Annotated in this window: 15 protein-coding genes; 6 read left to right on the top strand and 9 right to left on the bottom strand. The window is 66.9% G+C overall.

The genetic code is table 11. The annotated features are described in order from the left end of the window. Positions 1-43: 43 nt before the first annotated feature. Both CG50_RS03035 and CG50_RS03030 read right to left on the bottom strand, forming a co-directional pair. On the bottom strand, positions 44-1303 hold the full coding sequence (locus CG50_RS03035; protein WP_036635111.1) for an HlyD family type I secretion periplasmic adaptor subunit: 1260 nt from the start codon (positions 1301-1303) through the stop codon (positions 44-46). Between the two features lie 158 nt (positions 1304-1461). Then, a complete protein-coding gene (locus tag CG50_RS03030; protein ID WP_051909420.1) occupies positions 1462-3210 on the bottom strand; it encodes a type I secretion system permease/ATPase in 1749 nt (582 codons plus the stop codon). Positions 3211-3450: 240 nt separating this feature from the next. On the opposite strand from CG50_RS03030, the gene CG50_RS03025 reads away from it, so the two are divergent. Continuing rightward, positions 3451-4209 carry an MlaA family lipoprotein gene (locus CG50_RS03025; protein WP_245615576.1) on the top strand — a complete coding sequence of 253 codons (759 nt, stop codon included), beginning with the start codon at positions 3451-3453 and terminating at the stop codon, positions 4207-4209. Further along, on the top strand, positions 4169-4834 hold the full coding sequence (locus CG50_RS03020) for an MlaC/ttg2D family ABC transporter substrate-binding protein (protein WP_081880256.1): 666 nt from the start codon (positions 4169-4171) through the stop codon (positions 4832-4834). The genes CG50_RS03025 and CG50_RS03020 overlap by 41 nt, the downstream gene beginning before the upstream one ends. Positions 4835-4927: 93 nt before the next feature. Here CG50_RS03020 and CG50_RS03015 read toward each other — a convergent pair whose 3' ends face one another. Continuing rightward, a complete protein-coding gene (locus CG50_RS03015; protein ID WP_081880255.1) occupies positions 4928-7177 on the bottom strand; it encodes a transglycosylase domain-containing protein in 2250 nt (749 codons plus the stop codon). A gap of 263 nt (positions 7178-7440) precedes the next feature. On the opposite strand from CG50_RS03015, the gene CG50_RS03010 reads away from it, so the two are divergent. Together CG50_RS03010 and CG50_RS03005 are read left to right on the top strand one after the other, a co-directional pair. Beyond that, entirely contained in the window at positions 7441-7779 is a 339-nt protein-coding gene (locus tag CG50_RS03010) for a P-II family nitrogen regulator (protein WP_036635109.1), read from the top strand. Between the two features lie 25 nt (positions 7780-7804). After that, positions 7805-9127: an ammonium transporter gene (locus tag CG50_RS03005; RefSeq protein ID WP_036635811.1), complete on the top strand. Its 1323-nt coding sequence runs from the start codon at positions 7805-7807 to the stop codon at positions 9125-9127. 87 nt (positions 9128-9214) lie between these two features. Here the strand turns inward: CG50_RS03005 and CG50_RS03000 are convergent, their stop codons facing one another. The 6 genes from CG50_RS03000 to smpB form a co-directional block, all read right to left on the bottom strand. Further along, a complete protein-coding gene (locus CG50_RS03000; RefSeq protein ID WP_036635106.1) occupies positions 9215-10762 on the bottom strand; it encodes a DHA2 family efflux MFS transporter permease subunit in 1548 nt (515 codons plus the stop codon). A gap of 3 nt (positions 10763-10765) precedes the next feature. Further along, positions 10766-11857 carry an HlyD family secretion protein gene (locus tag CG50_RS02995; RefSeq protein ID WP_036635104.1) on the bottom strand — a complete coding sequence of 364 codons (1092 nt, stop codon included), beginning with the start codon at positions 11855-11857 and terminating at the stop codon, positions 10766-10768. Next, a complete protein-coding gene (locus CG50_RS02990) occupies positions 11854-12309 on the bottom strand; it encodes a MarR family winged helix-turn-helix transcriptional regulator (RefSeq protein ID WP_036635102.1) in 456 nt (151 codons plus the stop codon). The genes CG50_RS02995 and CG50_RS02990 overlap by 4 nt, the downstream gene beginning before the upstream one ends. Positions 12310-12443: 134 nt before the next feature. Continuing rightward, positions 12444-13628: an amino acid aminotransferase gene (locus CG50_RS02985; RefSeq protein ID WP_036635100.1), complete on the bottom strand. Its 1185-nt coding sequence runs from the start codon at positions 13626-13628 to the stop codon at positions 12444-12446. Then, positions 13628-14485, bottom strand: a complete 858-nt coding sequence (gene sseA / locus CG50_RS02980; protein ID WP_036635097.1) for a 3-mercaptopyruvate sulfurtransferase — start codon at positions 14483-14485, stop codon at positions 13628-13630. Before sseA ends, CG50_RS02985 begins: the two co-directional genes overlap by 1 nt. A 76-nt stretch (positions 14486-14561) precedes the next feature. Then, the gene (gene smpB, locus CG50_RS02975) at positions 14562-15035 is read right to left on the bottom strand and encodes an SsrA-binding protein SmpB (RefSeq protein WP_036635094.1); all 474 of its coding nucleotides are present in this window, start codon (positions 15033-15035) and stop codon (positions 14562-14564) included. Between the two features lie 150 nt (positions 15036-15185). On the opposite strand from smpB, the gene msrP reads away from it, so the two are divergent. Beyond that, positions 15186-16124, top strand: coding sequence for a protein-methionine-sulfoxide reductase catalytic subunit MsrP (gene msrP, locus CG50_RS02970; protein ID WP_036635809.1), 939 nt, complete (start codon positions 15186-15188; stop codon positions 16122-16124). Beyond that, positions 16121-16783, top strand: coding sequence for a protein-methionine-sulfoxide reductase heme-binding subunit MsrQ (locus CG50_RS02965; RefSeq protein ID WP_245615574.1), 663 nt, complete (start codon positions 16121-16123; stop codon positions 16781-16783). Before msrP ends, CG50_RS02965 begins: the two co-directional genes overlap by 4 nt. Positions 16784-16858 lie beyond the last annotated feature (75 nt).

Genomic DNA, 16858 nt, shown 5'->3' with positions numbered 1-16858 from the left:
GGTGAGAGGGGGGATTCCGGCCGACCGGGACTGCCTCATGCGCTCAGTCCTCGCGGAAGGCCCGGGCGAAATAGTCGGCGAAAGGCTTGATCAGATAAACCAAGGGGCTGCGCTCGCCGGTGCGGATCAGCACCTCGGCCGGCATTCCGGGCAGCAGCGCCCTTCCGCCGAGACGCACCTCCTCGGTCTCCGGGATCGAAACTTCGGCGCGATAATAGCTCGTCCGTGTGGCTTCGTCGGTGATCACGTCGGCCGAGATCCGTTCCAGCCGGCCCGCAAGTTCCGGCGTCATCCGGCCCGAAAAGGCCGGAAAGCGCAGCGTGACGGGCAGACCGGGCCGGATCTCGTCGATACGCGTCGGCGCGATCCGCGCCACGATCAGCAGCGGCCGGTCATCGGGCACGATGAACAGGGCGGGCTCGGCGCCGCGCAGCACGGCGCGCGGCGTGGTGACCGCCAGCCCGTAGACCCGCCCCCCGACCGGAGCGCGCAGGTCCAGCCGGTCGATCTGCCCGGTCAGGATGCGCAGCCGTTCCGTCAGTTCCAGCTGCTTCGGACCGATGTCGCGCAGATCCGTCTCGGCCTCCTCGCGGCGCTGCGAGGTCTGGCGCAGGCTTTCGAGTTCCAGCTCGGCGATCCGGCCCTCGGACTGGGCGCGTTCGGCAATCAGCTCTCCCGCGCGCCCGTCGAGGTCTGCCGCCTCCCGGCGCAGCGCGAGCACCCGTGCCGCCTGCGCAAGCCCCTTGTCGAGCAGCCCCTGCTGATCGCTCAGCTCGCGTTCGATCAGGATGCGCTGCCGGCCGATGGCGTCGATCTGCGCATCGATTCCCCCGATCTGGGCGCGGGTCTGGTCGCGGCGCCGGTCGATCTGGTCGAGGGCCTTGCGCAGGGTCTCGCGTCGGGCGGCGAACAGGCCGCGCTGACCGGCCATCAGTGCAGCGGTATCTGCGTCGGTGGCGGCTGCCCGGACGAGATCGGCCGAGAAGCGGATCGCGGGGCGGTCGTCGCGCTCGGCTTCCAGGCGGTCGCGGCGGGCTGCAAGTTCGCGGATCTGGCCTTCGACGACCGCCCGTTCGGGCCGCAGAAGGGCATCTTCGAGCCGGATCAGCACCTGTCCCGCCTCGACCCGGTCGCCGTCGCGAACGTCGATTGCGGCGACCACACCGCCGTCCGGATGCTGGACAACCTGGCGGTTGCGCTCGACCTCGACCTGACCGGGTGCGACGACCGCGCCGGCGATCTTGCTGGTCGCGGCCCATGTGCCGACACCGGCGATCAGCAGGGCAAGCGTCACGAATCCCATGACGATCCCGTTCTGGGCCGGGTGGGTCTCTGCCCCTTGTCCGGCCTCGCAGGGCGAGGCTTGGGGAAGGCCTGCACAGGACGCACCGAGATAGCCGTGGCCGTGAAAGACATGTCCGGGCAGGGCGCGATCGGGCCGGACGGGATCTGGCCGGGCGTTCATGCCGGTCCCCCGGCTGGGTGCGGCGAAACGAGATCGCCGGCGTTGCACAGCACCGAGGCAAGCACCCGGTCGCGCGGTCCGAACGCCCGGCAAACCCCGCCTTCGAGCACCAGCAGACTGTCGCATTCCGCAATCGCGGCGGGTCGGTGCGCCATCACGATCACCGCCCCGCCAGAGGCTTTCACGGTCCGGATGGCGGTGTTGAGCGCCTCGCCGCCCTCGTGGTCGAGGTTGGCGTTCGGCTCGTCGAGGATCAGCAGCACCGGCTCGCCGTAAAGGGCGCGGGCCAGACCGATTCGCTGGATTTGTCCGCCCGAGAGCCGCCCCCCCGCCTGAGTGACGCGGGTGTCATACCCCTCGGGAAGTGCGAGAATCATCCGATGCGCATCGGCGCGGCGGGCGGCAGCGATGATCCGGTCCGGCTCGGCGTCGGGGGCCAGCCGCGAGATGTTCTCGGCGATGGTGCCGTCGAACAGCGACACGCGCTGTGGCAGATAGCCGATCATCCGGCCCAGAACGTCGGGGTCGTATTGCGCGAGCGTCGCCCCGTCGAGGCGGATCGTTCCTCCGATCGGGGGCCAGATGCCGCACAGCGCGCGGGCAAGCGTCGATTTTCCCGATCCGGAGGGACCGATGACCCCCATCGCCTGCCCCGGCTCCAGCGTGAAGGAGACCATGCGCAGCGTCGGCGCCGGGGCACCGGGCGGAGCGACGGTCAGGGCATGTGCCTCGATCCGGGCGCGCGGGCGTGGCAGCGGGGTGCGGGGCGCCTCGGGGGGGGCACGACCCAGCAGTTCGGACAGCCGCAGCAGCCCGGCGCGGCCATGCTGCACGATCGGCCAGCCGGCGATCAGCTGCTCGACCGGGACGAGCGCACGTCCCATCAGGATCGAGCCCGCGATCATCGCCCCTGCCGACATCTCGCCGCGCAGCACCACGAGCGCGCCGAGCGCGAGCATCGCCGATTGCAGGAACATCCTGAATGTGCGGGAGAATATGGAAAACGTCTCGCCCAGATCGGCGGCCGACAGCGCCGCCCCCGAAGCCAGCCGGCGTGCCGTGCGCCAGCGCAGAAAGGCCGCGCCGCGCATTCCCAGGGCGCCGATCAGCTCGCCCTCGTCACGCAGCTGATCGGAGAGCCGCTCGGCCGCGATCTGTTCGTGCATCGCCGCCGCGAGCCGCGGCGCGGTCAGGCGCTGATGCAGTGCGGTCATCGCGATCAGCAGTGCCCCCCCCGCCACGGCCAGCCAGCCGAGCCAGCTGTGGAAGGTGAAGATCGCCCCCAGAAAGATCAGCGCCCAGGGCAGGTCAAACAATGCCAGGAATACCGGAGCGCCAAGCAGCACCCGCACTGCATCCAGATCGCGCAGTGCGGTCTGCGCCAGCGTGTCGCCCGGGCGCATCCCGTCGCGGTGCAGTGCAGCCGAGAAGATCCGCGCCTCGGCCCGGCTCTGGAACCGGGCGCCGATCCGCCGCATCACATGGCTGCGGGCATGATCGAGCGCGCCCATCGCGGCAAACAGCACCAGAACCAGAACGAACAGCGCCAGCAGTGTTTCGGTTGAGCGTGCGCTCATCACCCGGTCATAAACTTGGAGCATGAACAGCGGTCCGGTCAGCGCGAGCAGGTTCGCCACCGCGGAGAACAGCGCGACAGAGCCGAGCAGCGCCCGGTTTTCGGCGTGCAGCCCGTGCAGCTCGGCCCGTCCGGCTGCCAGTAGTCGCGAGACCGCAGTCCCGTCCATCCCGTTCCTCCGTCGCCGTGGTGTCGCCTGTTGCAGGTCCGAAATGCAGAGGCTGCCGGGTGTGGCGGATTGCCGCCGGTGGCAGTCTGGGGTAAACGGATCCGAACGTGGCGGCACGCAAGAAACGCCTGCCCCGGCCTTGCCTGCCGGGGTTCGCGCCCTTAATCGTACCGGTACGAAGCTTTAGAAACCGTAACGATGTCCGCGTTCGGCCGATTTTCGGGCGGGCCCGGGGCGCTGATGCTGGAGAACGAAATGGGTGTTGGCAGGCGAGTCGCTCTGACTGTCGTCGCGGTGGCGGGGTTGGCCGGCTGTGGGGTTCAGGACCCGCAGCCGACAGGAATTCACGATCCCTACGAGGGTGTGAACCGTGGCGTGCACGCCTTCAACAAAGGCTTCGATACGGTGGTGTTCAAGGCACCTCCGGGCAAGCCGCGCACGATCGACAACGCCTTCGTGCGGTCGGTTTCGAATGCGGGGTCGAACCTCGGGCTGCCGGGCAAGGTGGTCAACTCCATCCTGCAGGGGCGCCCGGCGCCGGCGATGATGAACACCTTCCGCTTCCTGGTGAACACGACGGTGGGCATCGGCGGTCTGTTCGATCCGGCCGGCACCGCGATGAACCTGCCCGAGCAGGACACCGATTTCGGCGAGACCCTGGCGGTCTGGGGTGTGCACGAGGGCGATTACGTCGAGCTGCCGCTGTTCGGCCCCTCGACCGCGCGCGACGCGGTCGGACGTGTCGTCGACATCGCGATGAATCCGCTTGGCGGGCTGCAGGGCACGGCGGCGACCGCCGCGACCGCAACCCGGATCGCCGGAAAGGCCGCAGACCGCAAGATCCACGGCGACGTGATCGAATCGGTCCTCTATGACAGCGCCGACAGCTACTCGCAGTCGCGCCTGATGTATCTGCAGAACCGGCGCTATCATCTCGCCGGACAGGAGACGAAGAACGATGCCAATACCTGGGATCCCTACACTGACCCGGCGCAGTGACGCCGGTCTGTCCCTCGGCCTCGGCCGCGGGCTGACCCGTCGTGGAGTGATCGGCCTCGGGCTGGCTGGCGCGGCTGCGCTGGCCATTCCTGCCCCGTCTTTCGCGATGACGGATGACGATGCGCGTGCGCTGATCGACAAGGCCATCGCCGATGTGAACGGGGCGATCGAATCGGGCAAGACCGGTCCGGCGCTTTATGCGGTGTTCGAGCAGATCTTCACCAAATACGCCGATGTGCCGACGATCGCGCGCTCCGCTCTCGGAACGGCCTCGCGTCAGGCGACGCCGGCGCAGATGAACCAGTTCACCACGGCGTTCCGTGGCTATGTCGCGCGCAAGTATGGCTCTCGGTTCCGCGAGTTCATCGGGGCCAAGTTCGAGGTGCAGGACGCCGAGCCGGTGAAGTCGTTCTACGAGGTCACGACGACCGCCTTCCTGCGCGGGCGCAACCCGTTCAATGTGGTGTGGCAGGTGTCGGACAAGTCGGGCCGGCCGCTGTTCTTCAACATCATCATCGAGGGCGTCAACATGCTGGCGGCCGAGCGCACCGAGATCGGCGCGATGCTCGACCAGCAGCAGGGCGATATCGACGGGCTGATCCGCTCGGTGCAGGCGGCGGGCTGATCCGTCGCGCGGCCCCGGCCGGTTTCATGAAACGCGCCCTTCGGGGCGCGTTTTTCGTTTCGGGCCCGCGTGTTTCAGGGGCGTCTTCCGGGCTCAGTAAAGCGACTTCAGCACGCCGTCGATGGCCTGGCCCAGGCTGTTGCTTTGCTGTCCCTGATCGTCTTGCCCCGCGTCGCTCTGACCGGTGCTGCCCTGGGTCTTCGCCGCTTCCGAGGGCGAGACGAGCCGTCCGTCGACCACCGGAACGCCACCTTCGGGGATCGGTTCGTCCGAGTTCCAGTCCTGTCCGTCATTGCTGCTGCCGCCCCATTCGCCGGGCTGAGCCATCGGCAGGGGATGCGCCGGCTGGCCCTTCTCGACCCGGGCCATCACGTTGTGCCAGATCTCGGCCGGAAGGCCGCCGCCGGTCACGCCGCTCAGCGGGCGGTTATCGTCATAGCCCATCCAGACGCCGGCCACGTAATCGGCGGTGAAGCCGATGAACCAGGCATCGCGCGCCGACTGGGTGGTGCCGGTCTTGCCCGCGACCTCGTAGCCCGACAGGCCAGCGCGCTTGCTGGTGCCCTGCAGCACGCCCTGCCGCATCATCCAGATCAGTTCCCGCGCGGCCTTTTCCGAAATCACCCGGTCGCCCATGCCGCCGGTGTTCGAGATCATCGGCACCTTGTCGCCCTTCAGCCGCAGGTCCGTCACCCCGTAAGGCAGCACCGAGGAGCCGCCGTTCAGAATGCCGGCATAGGCCCCGGTCATTTGCAGCAGCGTCGTTTCCGACACCCCGAGCGCGACCGCCGGCCCCTGAGCCAGATCCGCGCCGAAGCCGAATCCCGTTGCCACCTGCCGCACCGCATCGAGCCCCACCGACATCGCCACCCGCACCGTCGCGGTGTTGATCGAGTTCGCCAGTGCCCGCCAGATCGGGATCGGGCCGAGGTAACGCTCGGTGTAGTTCTTCGGCGACCACGGCCCCGAGCCCTTCACGTTGATCGTCAGCGGCGCGTCGTCGACGATGGTCTCGGGTGTCCAGCCGGCATTCAGGGCGGCGGCGTAGACGAAGGGCTTGAACGTCGATCCGGTCTGTCGCATCGCCTGCGTGGCACGGTTGAACGCCCCCGAGACCTTGGTTTGCCGTCCGCCGACCATGGCGCGCACCGCGCCGTCGGCCGACATCACCACGATCGCCGCCTGCGCGGCCGAGCTGTCCCTGACCTTGGCGCCGAAGACCTGAGCCATCGCCTCTTCGGCGGCGGTCTGCACGCGCTGATCGAGCGTGGTGCGGATCACCACGTCTTCGGTGGTATCCTTCGACAGGAAGTCGGGCAGGGTATCCATGACCCAATCGGCGAAATAGCTGCCCGCGCGGGCCTGTGCGGCGTCCGACAGCGTGGCCGGACTGGCCTTGGCCTCGCGGAACTGCTTGTCGGTCAGATAGCCCTGCTCGTGCATCAGATCGAGCACCATCGACGCGCGCGCCTGGCTGCGCGTAAGGTCCGTCGTCGGCGCGAAATAGGACGGCGCCTTCAGCAGCCCGGCCAGCATCGCCGCCTGTTGCGGGTTCACCTGAGCCGCAGGCACCCCGAAATAGCGCTGCGCCGCCGCCTCGAAACCGCGTGCGCCCGCGCCAAGATAGGCGCGGTTCAGGTAGATCGTCAGGATCTGGCTCTTGGAATACTTGATCTCCATCGCCAGGGCGTAGGGGATCTCCTCGATCTTGCGCTTCAGCCCGCCCGAGCGGCAATCGCTTTCATAATCGGCTTCGGTCTTCCAGCGCTTCGGATCGTAGGGCACGCCGAGGCACAGCAGTTTCGCCACCTGCTGAGTGATGGTCGAACCGCCGTTGCCCTGAAACGGGCCGCGCCCCTCGGACAGGTTGATGCGGATCGCCGAGACGATGCCGCGCGGGCTGACGCCGAAATGACGATAGAACCGGCGGTCCTCGGTGGCGACGACGGCATCGCGCAGGAACGGCGAGACCTTGTCCGCCGTGACCTGCCCGCCGAAGGTCTCGCCGCGCCAGGCGAAGACATCGCCATTGGTGTCGAGCATGGTGACAGAGCCGCGGTTGCGACCGTCGAGAAGCTGGCGGTAATCCGGAAGCTGTTGATAGAAATAGAATGTCGCCCCGCCCACGATCACGGCGATCAGCAGCGCGATGCGCCAGGCGAAGGCCCAGACCGTCCGCCCGATCAGCCGGAAGATCCCGCCGAGCATCCCACCGCCGCCGCGTCCGCCGCGCCTGGTCCGCACGCTCTTGCGAGGCGTCGCGCCGCGTTTCGGTTGCGCCGTCTTCGCCGGGTAACGCCGATCCGCCACCAGCTGCCCGCGCCGCCCTCCTGTCTGCCCCATTGCCTGTCCGCCGTTTTCCGTTTCCCGGCAGACTACAGAAACGCGTCCGGGATGTGGAGAGGGACATTCCATGACCGATTTCTCGATTCGCATATTTTTTGGACGTTGCGCCTAATATTTAAGTGAACGTATCGTTATACGCGCAGTCATGTCGGCAGAAAATCGCCGCCGACTTGTCTGTGAAAAGGCAACAAGGCCTTCTGTGGGCGTGCGGTGCCTTGCATCGGCGCCGGAGGCTGCTGACCATTAGGAAGGGACATCCAGTGAAACTGATCATCGCAGCAATCAAGCCGTTCAAGCTGGAGGAGGTGCGCGAGGCGCTCACCGCCATTGGCGTTCGCGGCATGATGGTTACTGAAATCAAGGGCTTCGGCGCGCAGTCCGGCCACACCGAGATCTATCGCGGTGCCGAATATGCGGTCAACTTCGTGCCCAAGGTGAAGCTCGAGATCGTCGTTCCGGACAGCCTCTCGGACGAAGTGGTCGACACGATTCTGAAGGCGGCCAAGACCGACAAGATCGGCGACGGCAAGATCTTCGTGCTGGACGTGGCTCAGGCCGTGCGCGTGCGCACCGGCGAAGCGGGCGACGACGCGCTGTAAAAAACGCTCAGGGGAAGTGAACGAGATGAAGACTCTTACGAAAATTGCGGGGCTTGCCTCGGCATTCGCCCTCGCGGCGCTGCCGGCGCTGGCTGACGACGCCCCGGCGCCTGTCGTCGACAAGGGCGATATCGCGTGGATGATGACGGCGAGCGTGCTCGTGCTGTTCATGACGCTGCCGGGCCTGGCGCTGTTCTACGGCGGCCTCGTGCGCGTCAAGAACATGCTGTCGCTGCTGATGCAGACCACCGTCGTCGCGGCGGTGATGATGATCATCTGGGTCATCTACGGCTATTCCTTCGCCTTCGGCGGTTCGACCAACCCGTTCTTCGGCGGCTTCTCGAAGCTGTTCCTGTCGGGCGTCGGCGTCGACAGCACCGCGGCCACCTTCACCCAGGGCGTGGCGATCCCGGAATATGTCTTCATCGTGTTCCAGATGACCTTCGCCGCGATCACCCCGGCGCTGATCATCGGCGGTTTCGCCGAGCGCGTGAAGTTCGGCGCGGTCGTGCTGTTCTGCGCGCTGTGGGGCACCTTCGTTTACTTCCCCGTTGCCCACATGGTGTGGGATGCCAACGGCCTGGTCTACGGCTGGGGCGCGATCGACTTCGCCGGCGGCACCGTGGTTCACATCAACGCCGGTATCGCGGCGCTGGTCGGTGCTCTGATCATCGGGCCGCGCATCGGTCTGGGCAAGGACATGATGGCGCCGCATTCGATGACGCTGGCCATGGTCGGTGCCTGTATGCTGTGGGTCGGCTGGTTCGGCTTCAACGTCGGCTCGAACCTCGAAGCGAACGCGACGGCCGGTCTGGCGCTGATCAACACCTTCATCTGCACCGCGACCGCTCTGGTCACCTGGGCGCTGATCGAAAGCGTCACCCGTGGCAAGTCGTCGATGCTGGGCGCCTGCTCGGGCATGGTTGCCGGCCTCGTCGCCGTGACCCCGGCTTGCGGCACCATCGGCCCGATGGGCGCGATCATCCTCGGCGTTGTGGTTTCGCTGGTGTGCTACTTCTTCGTTGCGGTGGTGAAGAACAAGTTCGGCTATGACGACAGCCTCGACGTCTTCGGGATCCACGGCGTGGGCGGCATCGTCGGCGCGGTCGGCACGGGCTTCCTGACCTCGACGGTGTTCGGCGGCGTGGGTTATGCCCATGACGGCACCATGGGCGCCCAGGTCATCACTCAGATCAAGGCGGTTCTCGTGACCGTTGTCTGGAGCGGTGTGGGTTCGTTCATCCTGTACAAGATCGTCGATATGGTCATGGGGCTGCGTGCCTCGGCCGACGACGAGCGTCAGGGCCTCGATCAGACCTCGCATGGCGAAAGCGCCTATCACATGTAAGATCCGCTTCGGCGGAACGCGAAAGGCCCGGGGGAAACCCCGGGCCTTTCCTTTTGCATCGAGAGCATCCCCGCGCCGGGCGCGCGCCTACTCGGACGGGACGGGGGTCGCGGCAGGGGCTCCGGGGCGGCGCAGCAGAAAGATCAGCGGGATCGCCGCAACGGTCACCCAGGTCATCGCCTTGAAGTCGTCGACATAGCCGATCATCGCCGCCTGCTGACCGACGATCGCGTTCATCTGGGTCCAGGCCGCGCCTTCGCCATAGCTCGCCCTCAGGCCGGCGAAGATCGTCGAGAGCTGGCCGAAGTTCGGATCGTAAGGCGACAGGTGCTGCGCCAGCTGGACATGGTTGATCTGGGTATTGCGCGTCAGCAGCAGCGTCACCACCGAGATCCCGATCGACGAGCCGATGTTGCGCAACAGGCTGAACAGTGCCGTGCCGTCGCCGCGATAGCGCGGATCGAGCGTCGCGAAGGCCACGGTCGAGAGCGGCACGAACACCAGCCCCAGCCCGAAGCCCTGCACCAGCCCCGAGGAGATGATCGGCCAGGAATCCATCTGCGGATCGAAGCCGGTCATCATCTCGAGCGAGATCGCCGTCAGCACCAGCCCCGTCGCCACCATCTTGCGCGGATCGACGTGCCGCACGATCCGCCCCGCGATGATCATCGTCGCCATGGTGCCCACGCCGCGCGGTGCCATCACCAGACCGGTCGTCACCACCGGATAGCCGAAGATCGACGACAGCATCGGCGGCATCAGCGCCAGCGAGGCGAGCAGGATGATCCCCACGATGAAGATGAACACCAGTCCCACCGCGAAGTTGCGGTCGAGGAACATCTTCGGGTCGATGAACGGATGCTCCGTTCCGGCGATCCAGACTGCGAAGACCCAGAAGCCGCAGACGGCGATGGCGGTCTCGATCCAGATCTCGGCCGAGTTGAACCAGTCGACCTCGCCGCCGCGGTCGAGCATCAGCTGCAGCGCGCCGATGCCGATGCTGAGCGCGGCGAAGCCGAAGAAGTCGAACTGTCGGATCCGGCGCGGCATGTCGGGCAGCGAGGCGAGGCACCCCACCAGCGCGATGATGCCGAGCGGCACGTTGATGTAGAACACCCACCGCCAGTTGAACGCATCGGTCAGATAACCGCCGAGCGTGGGGCCGATGATCGGGCCGACCATGATCCCCGCGCCCCAGATCGCCATCGCCTGGCCCTGACGCTCGCGCGGGTTGATGTCGAGAAGGAAGGTCTGCGACAGGGGCACGATGGCGGCGCCGAACACGCCTTGCAGCAGCCGGAACGCCACCATCGTCTCGAGGCTCCAGGCGATGCCGCACAGCATCGAGGTCACCACGAAGCCGACGATCGACCAGATGAAGATTTCCTTGCGGCCGAAGCGTTCGGACATCCAGCCCGACAGCGGCGTCGCGATGGCGGCGGCGACGATATAGGCGGTCAGAACCCAGTTGATCGTGTCCGACGAGGCACCGAGATCCGCCTTCATCGACGGCAGTGCCACGTTGGCAATCGTGGTGTCCAGAACCTGCATGATCGTCGCCAGCATCAGCGAGGCGGTGATCAGGGCGCGGTTCTTCACCTCCATGTGGGTCGGGGGCATCGGCTGGGCGGACATGGCTTATTCCGGCTTCGCCTCGGCCCGGGTGCCGAACAGCGCGCTGAGGCGGGTGGCGGCGCGGGTATCGACGGTCACCTCGGCCGACAGACCGGTGCGCAGCCCCGACAGGTTCGCGTTTTGCGAAAGGCGCAGCTTCACCGGAACGCGCTGCGTGACCTTGACCCAGTTGCCGGTGGCGTTCTGCGCCGGCAGCACCGAGAACTCGGCTCCCGTGCCCGCGCCGACCGATTCGACCACCGCTTTGAAGTCATGGCCGGGGAAGGTGTCGAAAACCACGGTGGCGGTGTCGCCCGGCTGCATCCGGCCGATCTGGGTCTCCTTGAAATTCGCCGTCACCCAGGTGTCGCCGGTCTCGACCAGCGAGAACAGCGTCGCCCCGGCCGAGACATACTGCCCCGGCTTGAAGTTGCTGGCCTGGTAGACGATGCCGTCCGCCGCCGCCTTGACGGTGGTCAGCGACAGATCATAGGCGGCACTGTCGCGCGCGACGATGGCGGCGCGCACGGTCGGGTGATCGTCGGTCTTGATGTCCGGGTCGCCGCCGAGCGCGGCCAGCGCCGCATCCACGCTTTGCGTCGCGGCGTTCAGCGTCTGATGTGCCGAATTCGCGTCGTGGCGTGCCGAATCGAGGGCCGAGGCCGTGCCCACCCCCTTCACGGTGATCGCCTGCTGACGCTTCAGCTCGGCATCGAAATAGGCCACGCTGTCGCGTGCCGACTGTTCCTGCGCCAGTGCCACCTGGTAATTCGCGCGCAGCTGGTCGATCTGCAGCCGGGCCTGCGCGAGCGCGGTCTCGGCCTTGGCGAGGGCAAGGCGGTAGGGCTCCGGGTCGACCTCGAACAGCGGGGTACCGGCGGTCACGATGGTGCTGTCGGTGGCGAAGACCCGGGTGATCCGTCCCGAGACATTCGCCGCGACGGTGATCCGCGCCTGCTGCAGCGCGGCGTTGTCGGTCGATTCGTAGCGGCCCGAATCAAGCCACATCCACAGCCCCACGGCGACCACCGCCACGGGCAGCGCCGCCATCAGCAGCTTCTTCGGTTTCTTCGTCTGGCGCGGCATCTTGGGCGCGTCGGTGGGTTCGGTGCTCATTCGTCTTGGGTCCCGGTCGGTTCGGAAAGGTTTCGGATCAGCCGCAGCAGGGCGGTGCGGGTGATCTGATAGGCTTCGGGCGAGACACCCTGCAGTGCCTCGGAATAGATGTCGTCGGCGATGCAGCGCATGTCGGCGAAGGTGGCGCGGCTTTTCTCGGTCAGATCGACCAGCTTGATGCGACGGTCCTCGGCATCGGGGTAGCGGATCAGCCAGCCGGCTTCCTGCATCCGGTCGACCAGTCGCGAGACCGAGATCGGTTCGATTTCCAGAAGCTCGGCGAGGCGCGCCTGCGGCAGTGCCCCGCAGCGCATCACCTGCACCAGAAGCCGCCATTGCGAGGCGCTGATCCCGAGGTCCGCGCCGCGTCTCTGGAACTGTCGGCGCACCGCGCGGGCGGCATCGGCCAGCAGGAAGCCGAAGCTGATGGACGGATCGGTCGGGCAGGGCATGGGGGTGCGCTCTCGTCAGTAAGGTAAGCCGGGATATGATAAGCCTGCTTATCTTTGCAAGATACAAACCAATCCCGCGGTCAGGTTTCCCTGCCGCGGGGTGTCACGAAGTGGTGAGGATCGGGTGTTCCGGCTCAGACGCCGGCGTCGACGATGGCACGGGCGAGAACGGGGACCGAGGCCTCGTTCAGCCCGGCGATGTTCATCCGCGAATCGCCGACCATGTAGATGCCGCTGTCGAGGCGCATCTTCTCGACCTGTTCGGGCGTCGCGCCGAGGCGCGAGAACATCCCGCGGTGCCCGGCGAGGAAGTCGAACCGGTCCGAATTGGTCAGCCGGCGCAGCTCGTCGGCGAGCTGGCGGCGCAGCGACAACATGCCGTTGCGGACCTCGGTCAGTTCGGCCTCCCAGTCGGCGCGCAGCTCGGGCGTGGTGAGGATGGTCTGCACGATGCGCGCGCCGTGATCGGGCGGGAAGGAGAAGGTCTGCCGGTTCACATGGGCGAGCGTGCCCTGCATCACCGCGCGGTTCGACGGATCGGTCAGCACCAGCAGGCAGCCGGTGCGCTCGCGGTAGATGCCGAAGTTCTTCGAGCAGGAGGCGGCGATCAGCACCTCGGGCAGGCGCGCGGCGATCAGCCGGGTGCCGGCGGCGTCTTCCTCCAGCCCGTCGCCGAAGCCCTGATAGGCCAGATCGACCAGCGGCACCGCGCCCTTGCGCAGCAGCAGATCGGCGATCTCGGCCCATTGCGCCAGCGTCGGGTTCGCCCCGGTCGGGTTGTGGCAGCAGCCGTGCAGCAGCACCAGGTCGCCCGGCTTCACCTGTTCGAGGTCGGCCAGCATCGCATCGAAGGCGACGGTGCGGGTCTCGGCGTCGAAGTAGCGGTAGGGGCGGTGGCGCTGGTGCATGAAGTCCAGGATGGTGACATGGTTCGGCCAGGTGGGATCGGGCACCCAGACGGTGGTGTCGGGATTGGCGAGACGCGCGATCTCGAAGCCCTGCCGCACCGCGCCGGTGCCGCCGACGCTTTGCAGCCCCGACAGCCGATCCTTCGGGTAATCCGCGCCGAGCACCAGCCCCGCCATCGCCTCGTGGAACGAGGCCTCGCCCGCGAGCGAGGAGATATAGGTCTTCGTCGTCTCGGCTTCCCAGATCCGGCGCTCGGCCTCGCGCACGGCGCGCATCACCGGGGTGCGGCCCTCGGCGTTCTTGTAGACGCCGACGCCGAGGTCGACCTTGTTTTCGCGCGGGTCGTCACGGAAGGCGGCGATCAGCTGGATGATGGCGTCGGGCGCCTGCGGCTTCAACGTGCCGAACATCATGCTTCTCCGGTTGCGACCTTGAGGTCGGTATACATGCCCCATTCCGTCCACGATCCGTCGTAGACCGACCAGTCGTGCTTGCCGATCCGTTCGAGGCCGAAGGCCAGCACCGAGGCGGTGATGCCGGTCCCGCAAGACGTGATCGCGGGTTTCGACAGATCGACGCCCGCGGCCACGAAGGCGGCGCGGATCTCGTCGGGGGACTTCATCGTGCCGTCGGCGTTGATGAGCGTGTTGAACGGCACGTTCTTCGCGCCGGGGATATGGCCCGAACGCAGGCCGGGGCGCGGCTCGGCCACGGCGCCGGTGAAGCGCTCGTGCGAGCGGGCGTCGATGATCTCGTGGCTGCCGAGCTTCGAGGCCCGGGCGACCTCGGTGACGTCCATCACGCGCTCGGGCTGGCGCATCACCGTCATGTGCCGGTCCTTGATGAGCGCGGGGAAAGCGTCGACCGGGCGCCCCTCGGCCAGCCATTTCGGCAGGCCGCCGTCGAGCACCGCGACATCGGTCTTGCCCATCAGCCGGAACGTCCACCACACCCGCGGCGCCGAGAAGATGCCGGCCTGATCGTAGACCACCACCTGATGGCCGTCGCCCACCCCCATCGCGCGCAGCCGCGAGATGAACCTCTCGGGCGGCGGCGCCATATGCGGCAGCGGCGAGCGGGTATCGGCGATCGCGTCGATGTCGAAGAACCGGGCGTTCGGGATATGCGCGGCCTCGTAGTCCGCGCGCGCATTCTTGCCCGAGTTCGGCATGAACCAGGATCCGTCGAGAATGCGCAGGTCAGGGTCGGCCAGATGGTCGGCCAGCCACTGCGTGGAGACCAGCGTCTTCGGATCGTCCTGTGCCATGATGCGCACCCCTTTCGTCCCGCCTGTCGGATGTCCCTGTGCTTAACGGCACGGGCAGGGGCGGGCAAGCGCGCGATCAGCCGTTTTGCTTCAGCAGGCGCTGCTTCTGGCGGTCCCAGTCGCGCTTGGCCTCGGTGGCGCGCTTGTCGGCGAATTTCTTGCCCTTGGCGATGCCGAGAAGCACCTTCACGATGCCCTTGTCGTTGAAATACATCTTCAGCGGCACCAGCGTCATGCCCTCGCGCCCGGTGGCCTGCCACAGGCGTGCCAGCTCCTTGCGCTTGACCAGCAGCTTGCGCAGCCGCCGTTCCTCGTGGCCGAACATCGCGGCTTCCTTGTAGGAGGCGATATAGGCGTTCACCAGCCACAGCTCGCCCTTCTCGACCGAGGCATAGCTGTCGGTGATGTTGGACTTGCCGGTGCGCAGCGATTTGACCTCGGACCCCATCAGCGCGATGCCGGCCTCGAGGGTGTCCTCGATGCTGTAATGGTAACGCGCCTGCCGGTTCTCGGCGATCAGCTTGGAATTGGGGTCGTGTTGCTTGGCCATGATCGCTCCGAGATAGGCGACGGGGGGGCGGCTGTCCAGTGCAGGCGGGTTCGGGCGGCGGTCGCGCTCACATTTCCGACAGGTTCGGTTTCAGTGGGCTGCCGAAACGCCAAGCTGCGCTATCATTCCCGGTATATGGAGGGCCTGACGATGCGCAACGATCCGAAACGACCCCTGACCCATGCCGATGTGACGCCGAAGGAGCTGTTCCTGAACCGGCGCGCGCTGATGGCGGGCGCACTGGCCGGCAGCGTGGCCGGCAGCGGCCTGTTCGCGGCGGCGGCAGTCGCGAAACCCGCGGCCTCGCCCTATTCGACGGATGCGGCGCCGAACGCGCTCAAGGACATCACCAGCTACAACAACTATTACGAGTTCGGCTTCGGCAAGGAGGACCCGGCGCAGAACGCCGGCCGCCTCGTCACGGATCCCTGGACGGTGGAGATCGCGGGCCTTGTCGACCGGCCCGGGAACTGGGGCCTCGATGACGTGCTGCGCTCCGCCCCCGCGGAAGAGCGGATCTATCGCTTCCGCTGCGTCGAGGCCTGGTCGATGGTGATTCCCTGGACCGGCTTCCCGCTCTCCGCGTTGCTCAACCGGGCGGGGGTGCAGCCTTCGGCGAAATACGTGGCGTTCCAGACGCTCTATCGTCCGTCGCAGATGCCGATGCAGACGCCGGGTTCGGGGATCGAGTGGCCCTATGTCGAGGGGTTGCGCCTTGATGAGGCGATGCACCCGCTGACGATTCTGGCTAGCGGTCTTTATGATGCACCGCTGCCGAACCAGAGCGGCGCGCCGCTGCGGCTGGTGGTGCCGTGGAAATATGGCTTCAAGTCGATCAAGGCGGTGGTGAAGATCACCCTGACCGACCGGCAGCCGCCGACGACCTGGAACCGGATGCAGCCGAACGAATACGGCTTCTATGCCAATGTGAACCCGGCGGTGGATCATCCGCGCTGGTCGCAGGCGACGGAGCGGCGGATCGGCGGCGGGCTGTTCAGCTCGCGCCGGGTGCCGACGCTGCCGTTCAACGGCTACGGCGAGGAGGTCGCGAGCCTTTATAGTGGCATGGACCTGAGGGCGAACTATTGAGCGCGCCGTCCCCCGCCGCGATGGCGCTGAATCGCGGGTTCGCGAAGGTGCCGGTCTGGGCGGTCTATCTGGCGGGGCTGCTGCCGCTTGCGGTGCTGGTGTGGCAGATGGTGCTGGGCGATCCCGGTGCCGATCCGGTGAAGACGGTGGAGCATCGCCTCGGCAAGGTGGCGCTGTGGTTCCTGCTCGGCGGGCTGGCGATCACGCCGCTTCGCCGCTTCGCCGGGATCAACCTGTTGCGGTTTCGCCGGGCGGTCGGACTGATCGCGGCAGGATACGTCACCTTGCATGTGGTGGTGTGGTTCTCTCTCGATATGGGCTTTCTGTGGGACCAGGCGCTGAGCGATCTGTGGCGCCGCCGCTATCTGCTTTTGGGGGTGGGGGCGGTCGTCGCGCTGATTCCTCTGGTGGCGACCTCGAACGACCGGGCGATCCGGCGACTCGGGGCGAACTGGCGACGGCTGCATCGGCTGGTCTACGTCGCGGCCAGTCTCGGGGTCGTGCACTATCTGTGGCAGATGAAGGTGATCTCGCAGGAGGGCTGGCTGTGGCTCGGGGTGCTGATGCTGCTTCTGGCGGTGCGGATCAGGCCGGGATTCGGCGGCTTTCCGGGGGCTCGCGGCGGGGTGCGAAAAACTTCGCGGCCGGAGGCCCAATGAAACAAGGGATTTTCGGGAAAAGCGCGAGATATTTGAACTTTTTCCGAAAAAGCCTCTTGCGGGTTTGAGCAGTAA

Source organism: Paenirhodobacter enshiensis, from assembly GCF_000740785.1.
GTDB lineage: Bacteria > Pseudomonadota > Alphaproteobacteria > Rhodobacterales > Rhodobacteraceae > Rhodobacter > Rhodobacter enshiensis.
This window is presented reverse-complemented; position numbering and strand designations above follow the sequence as displayed.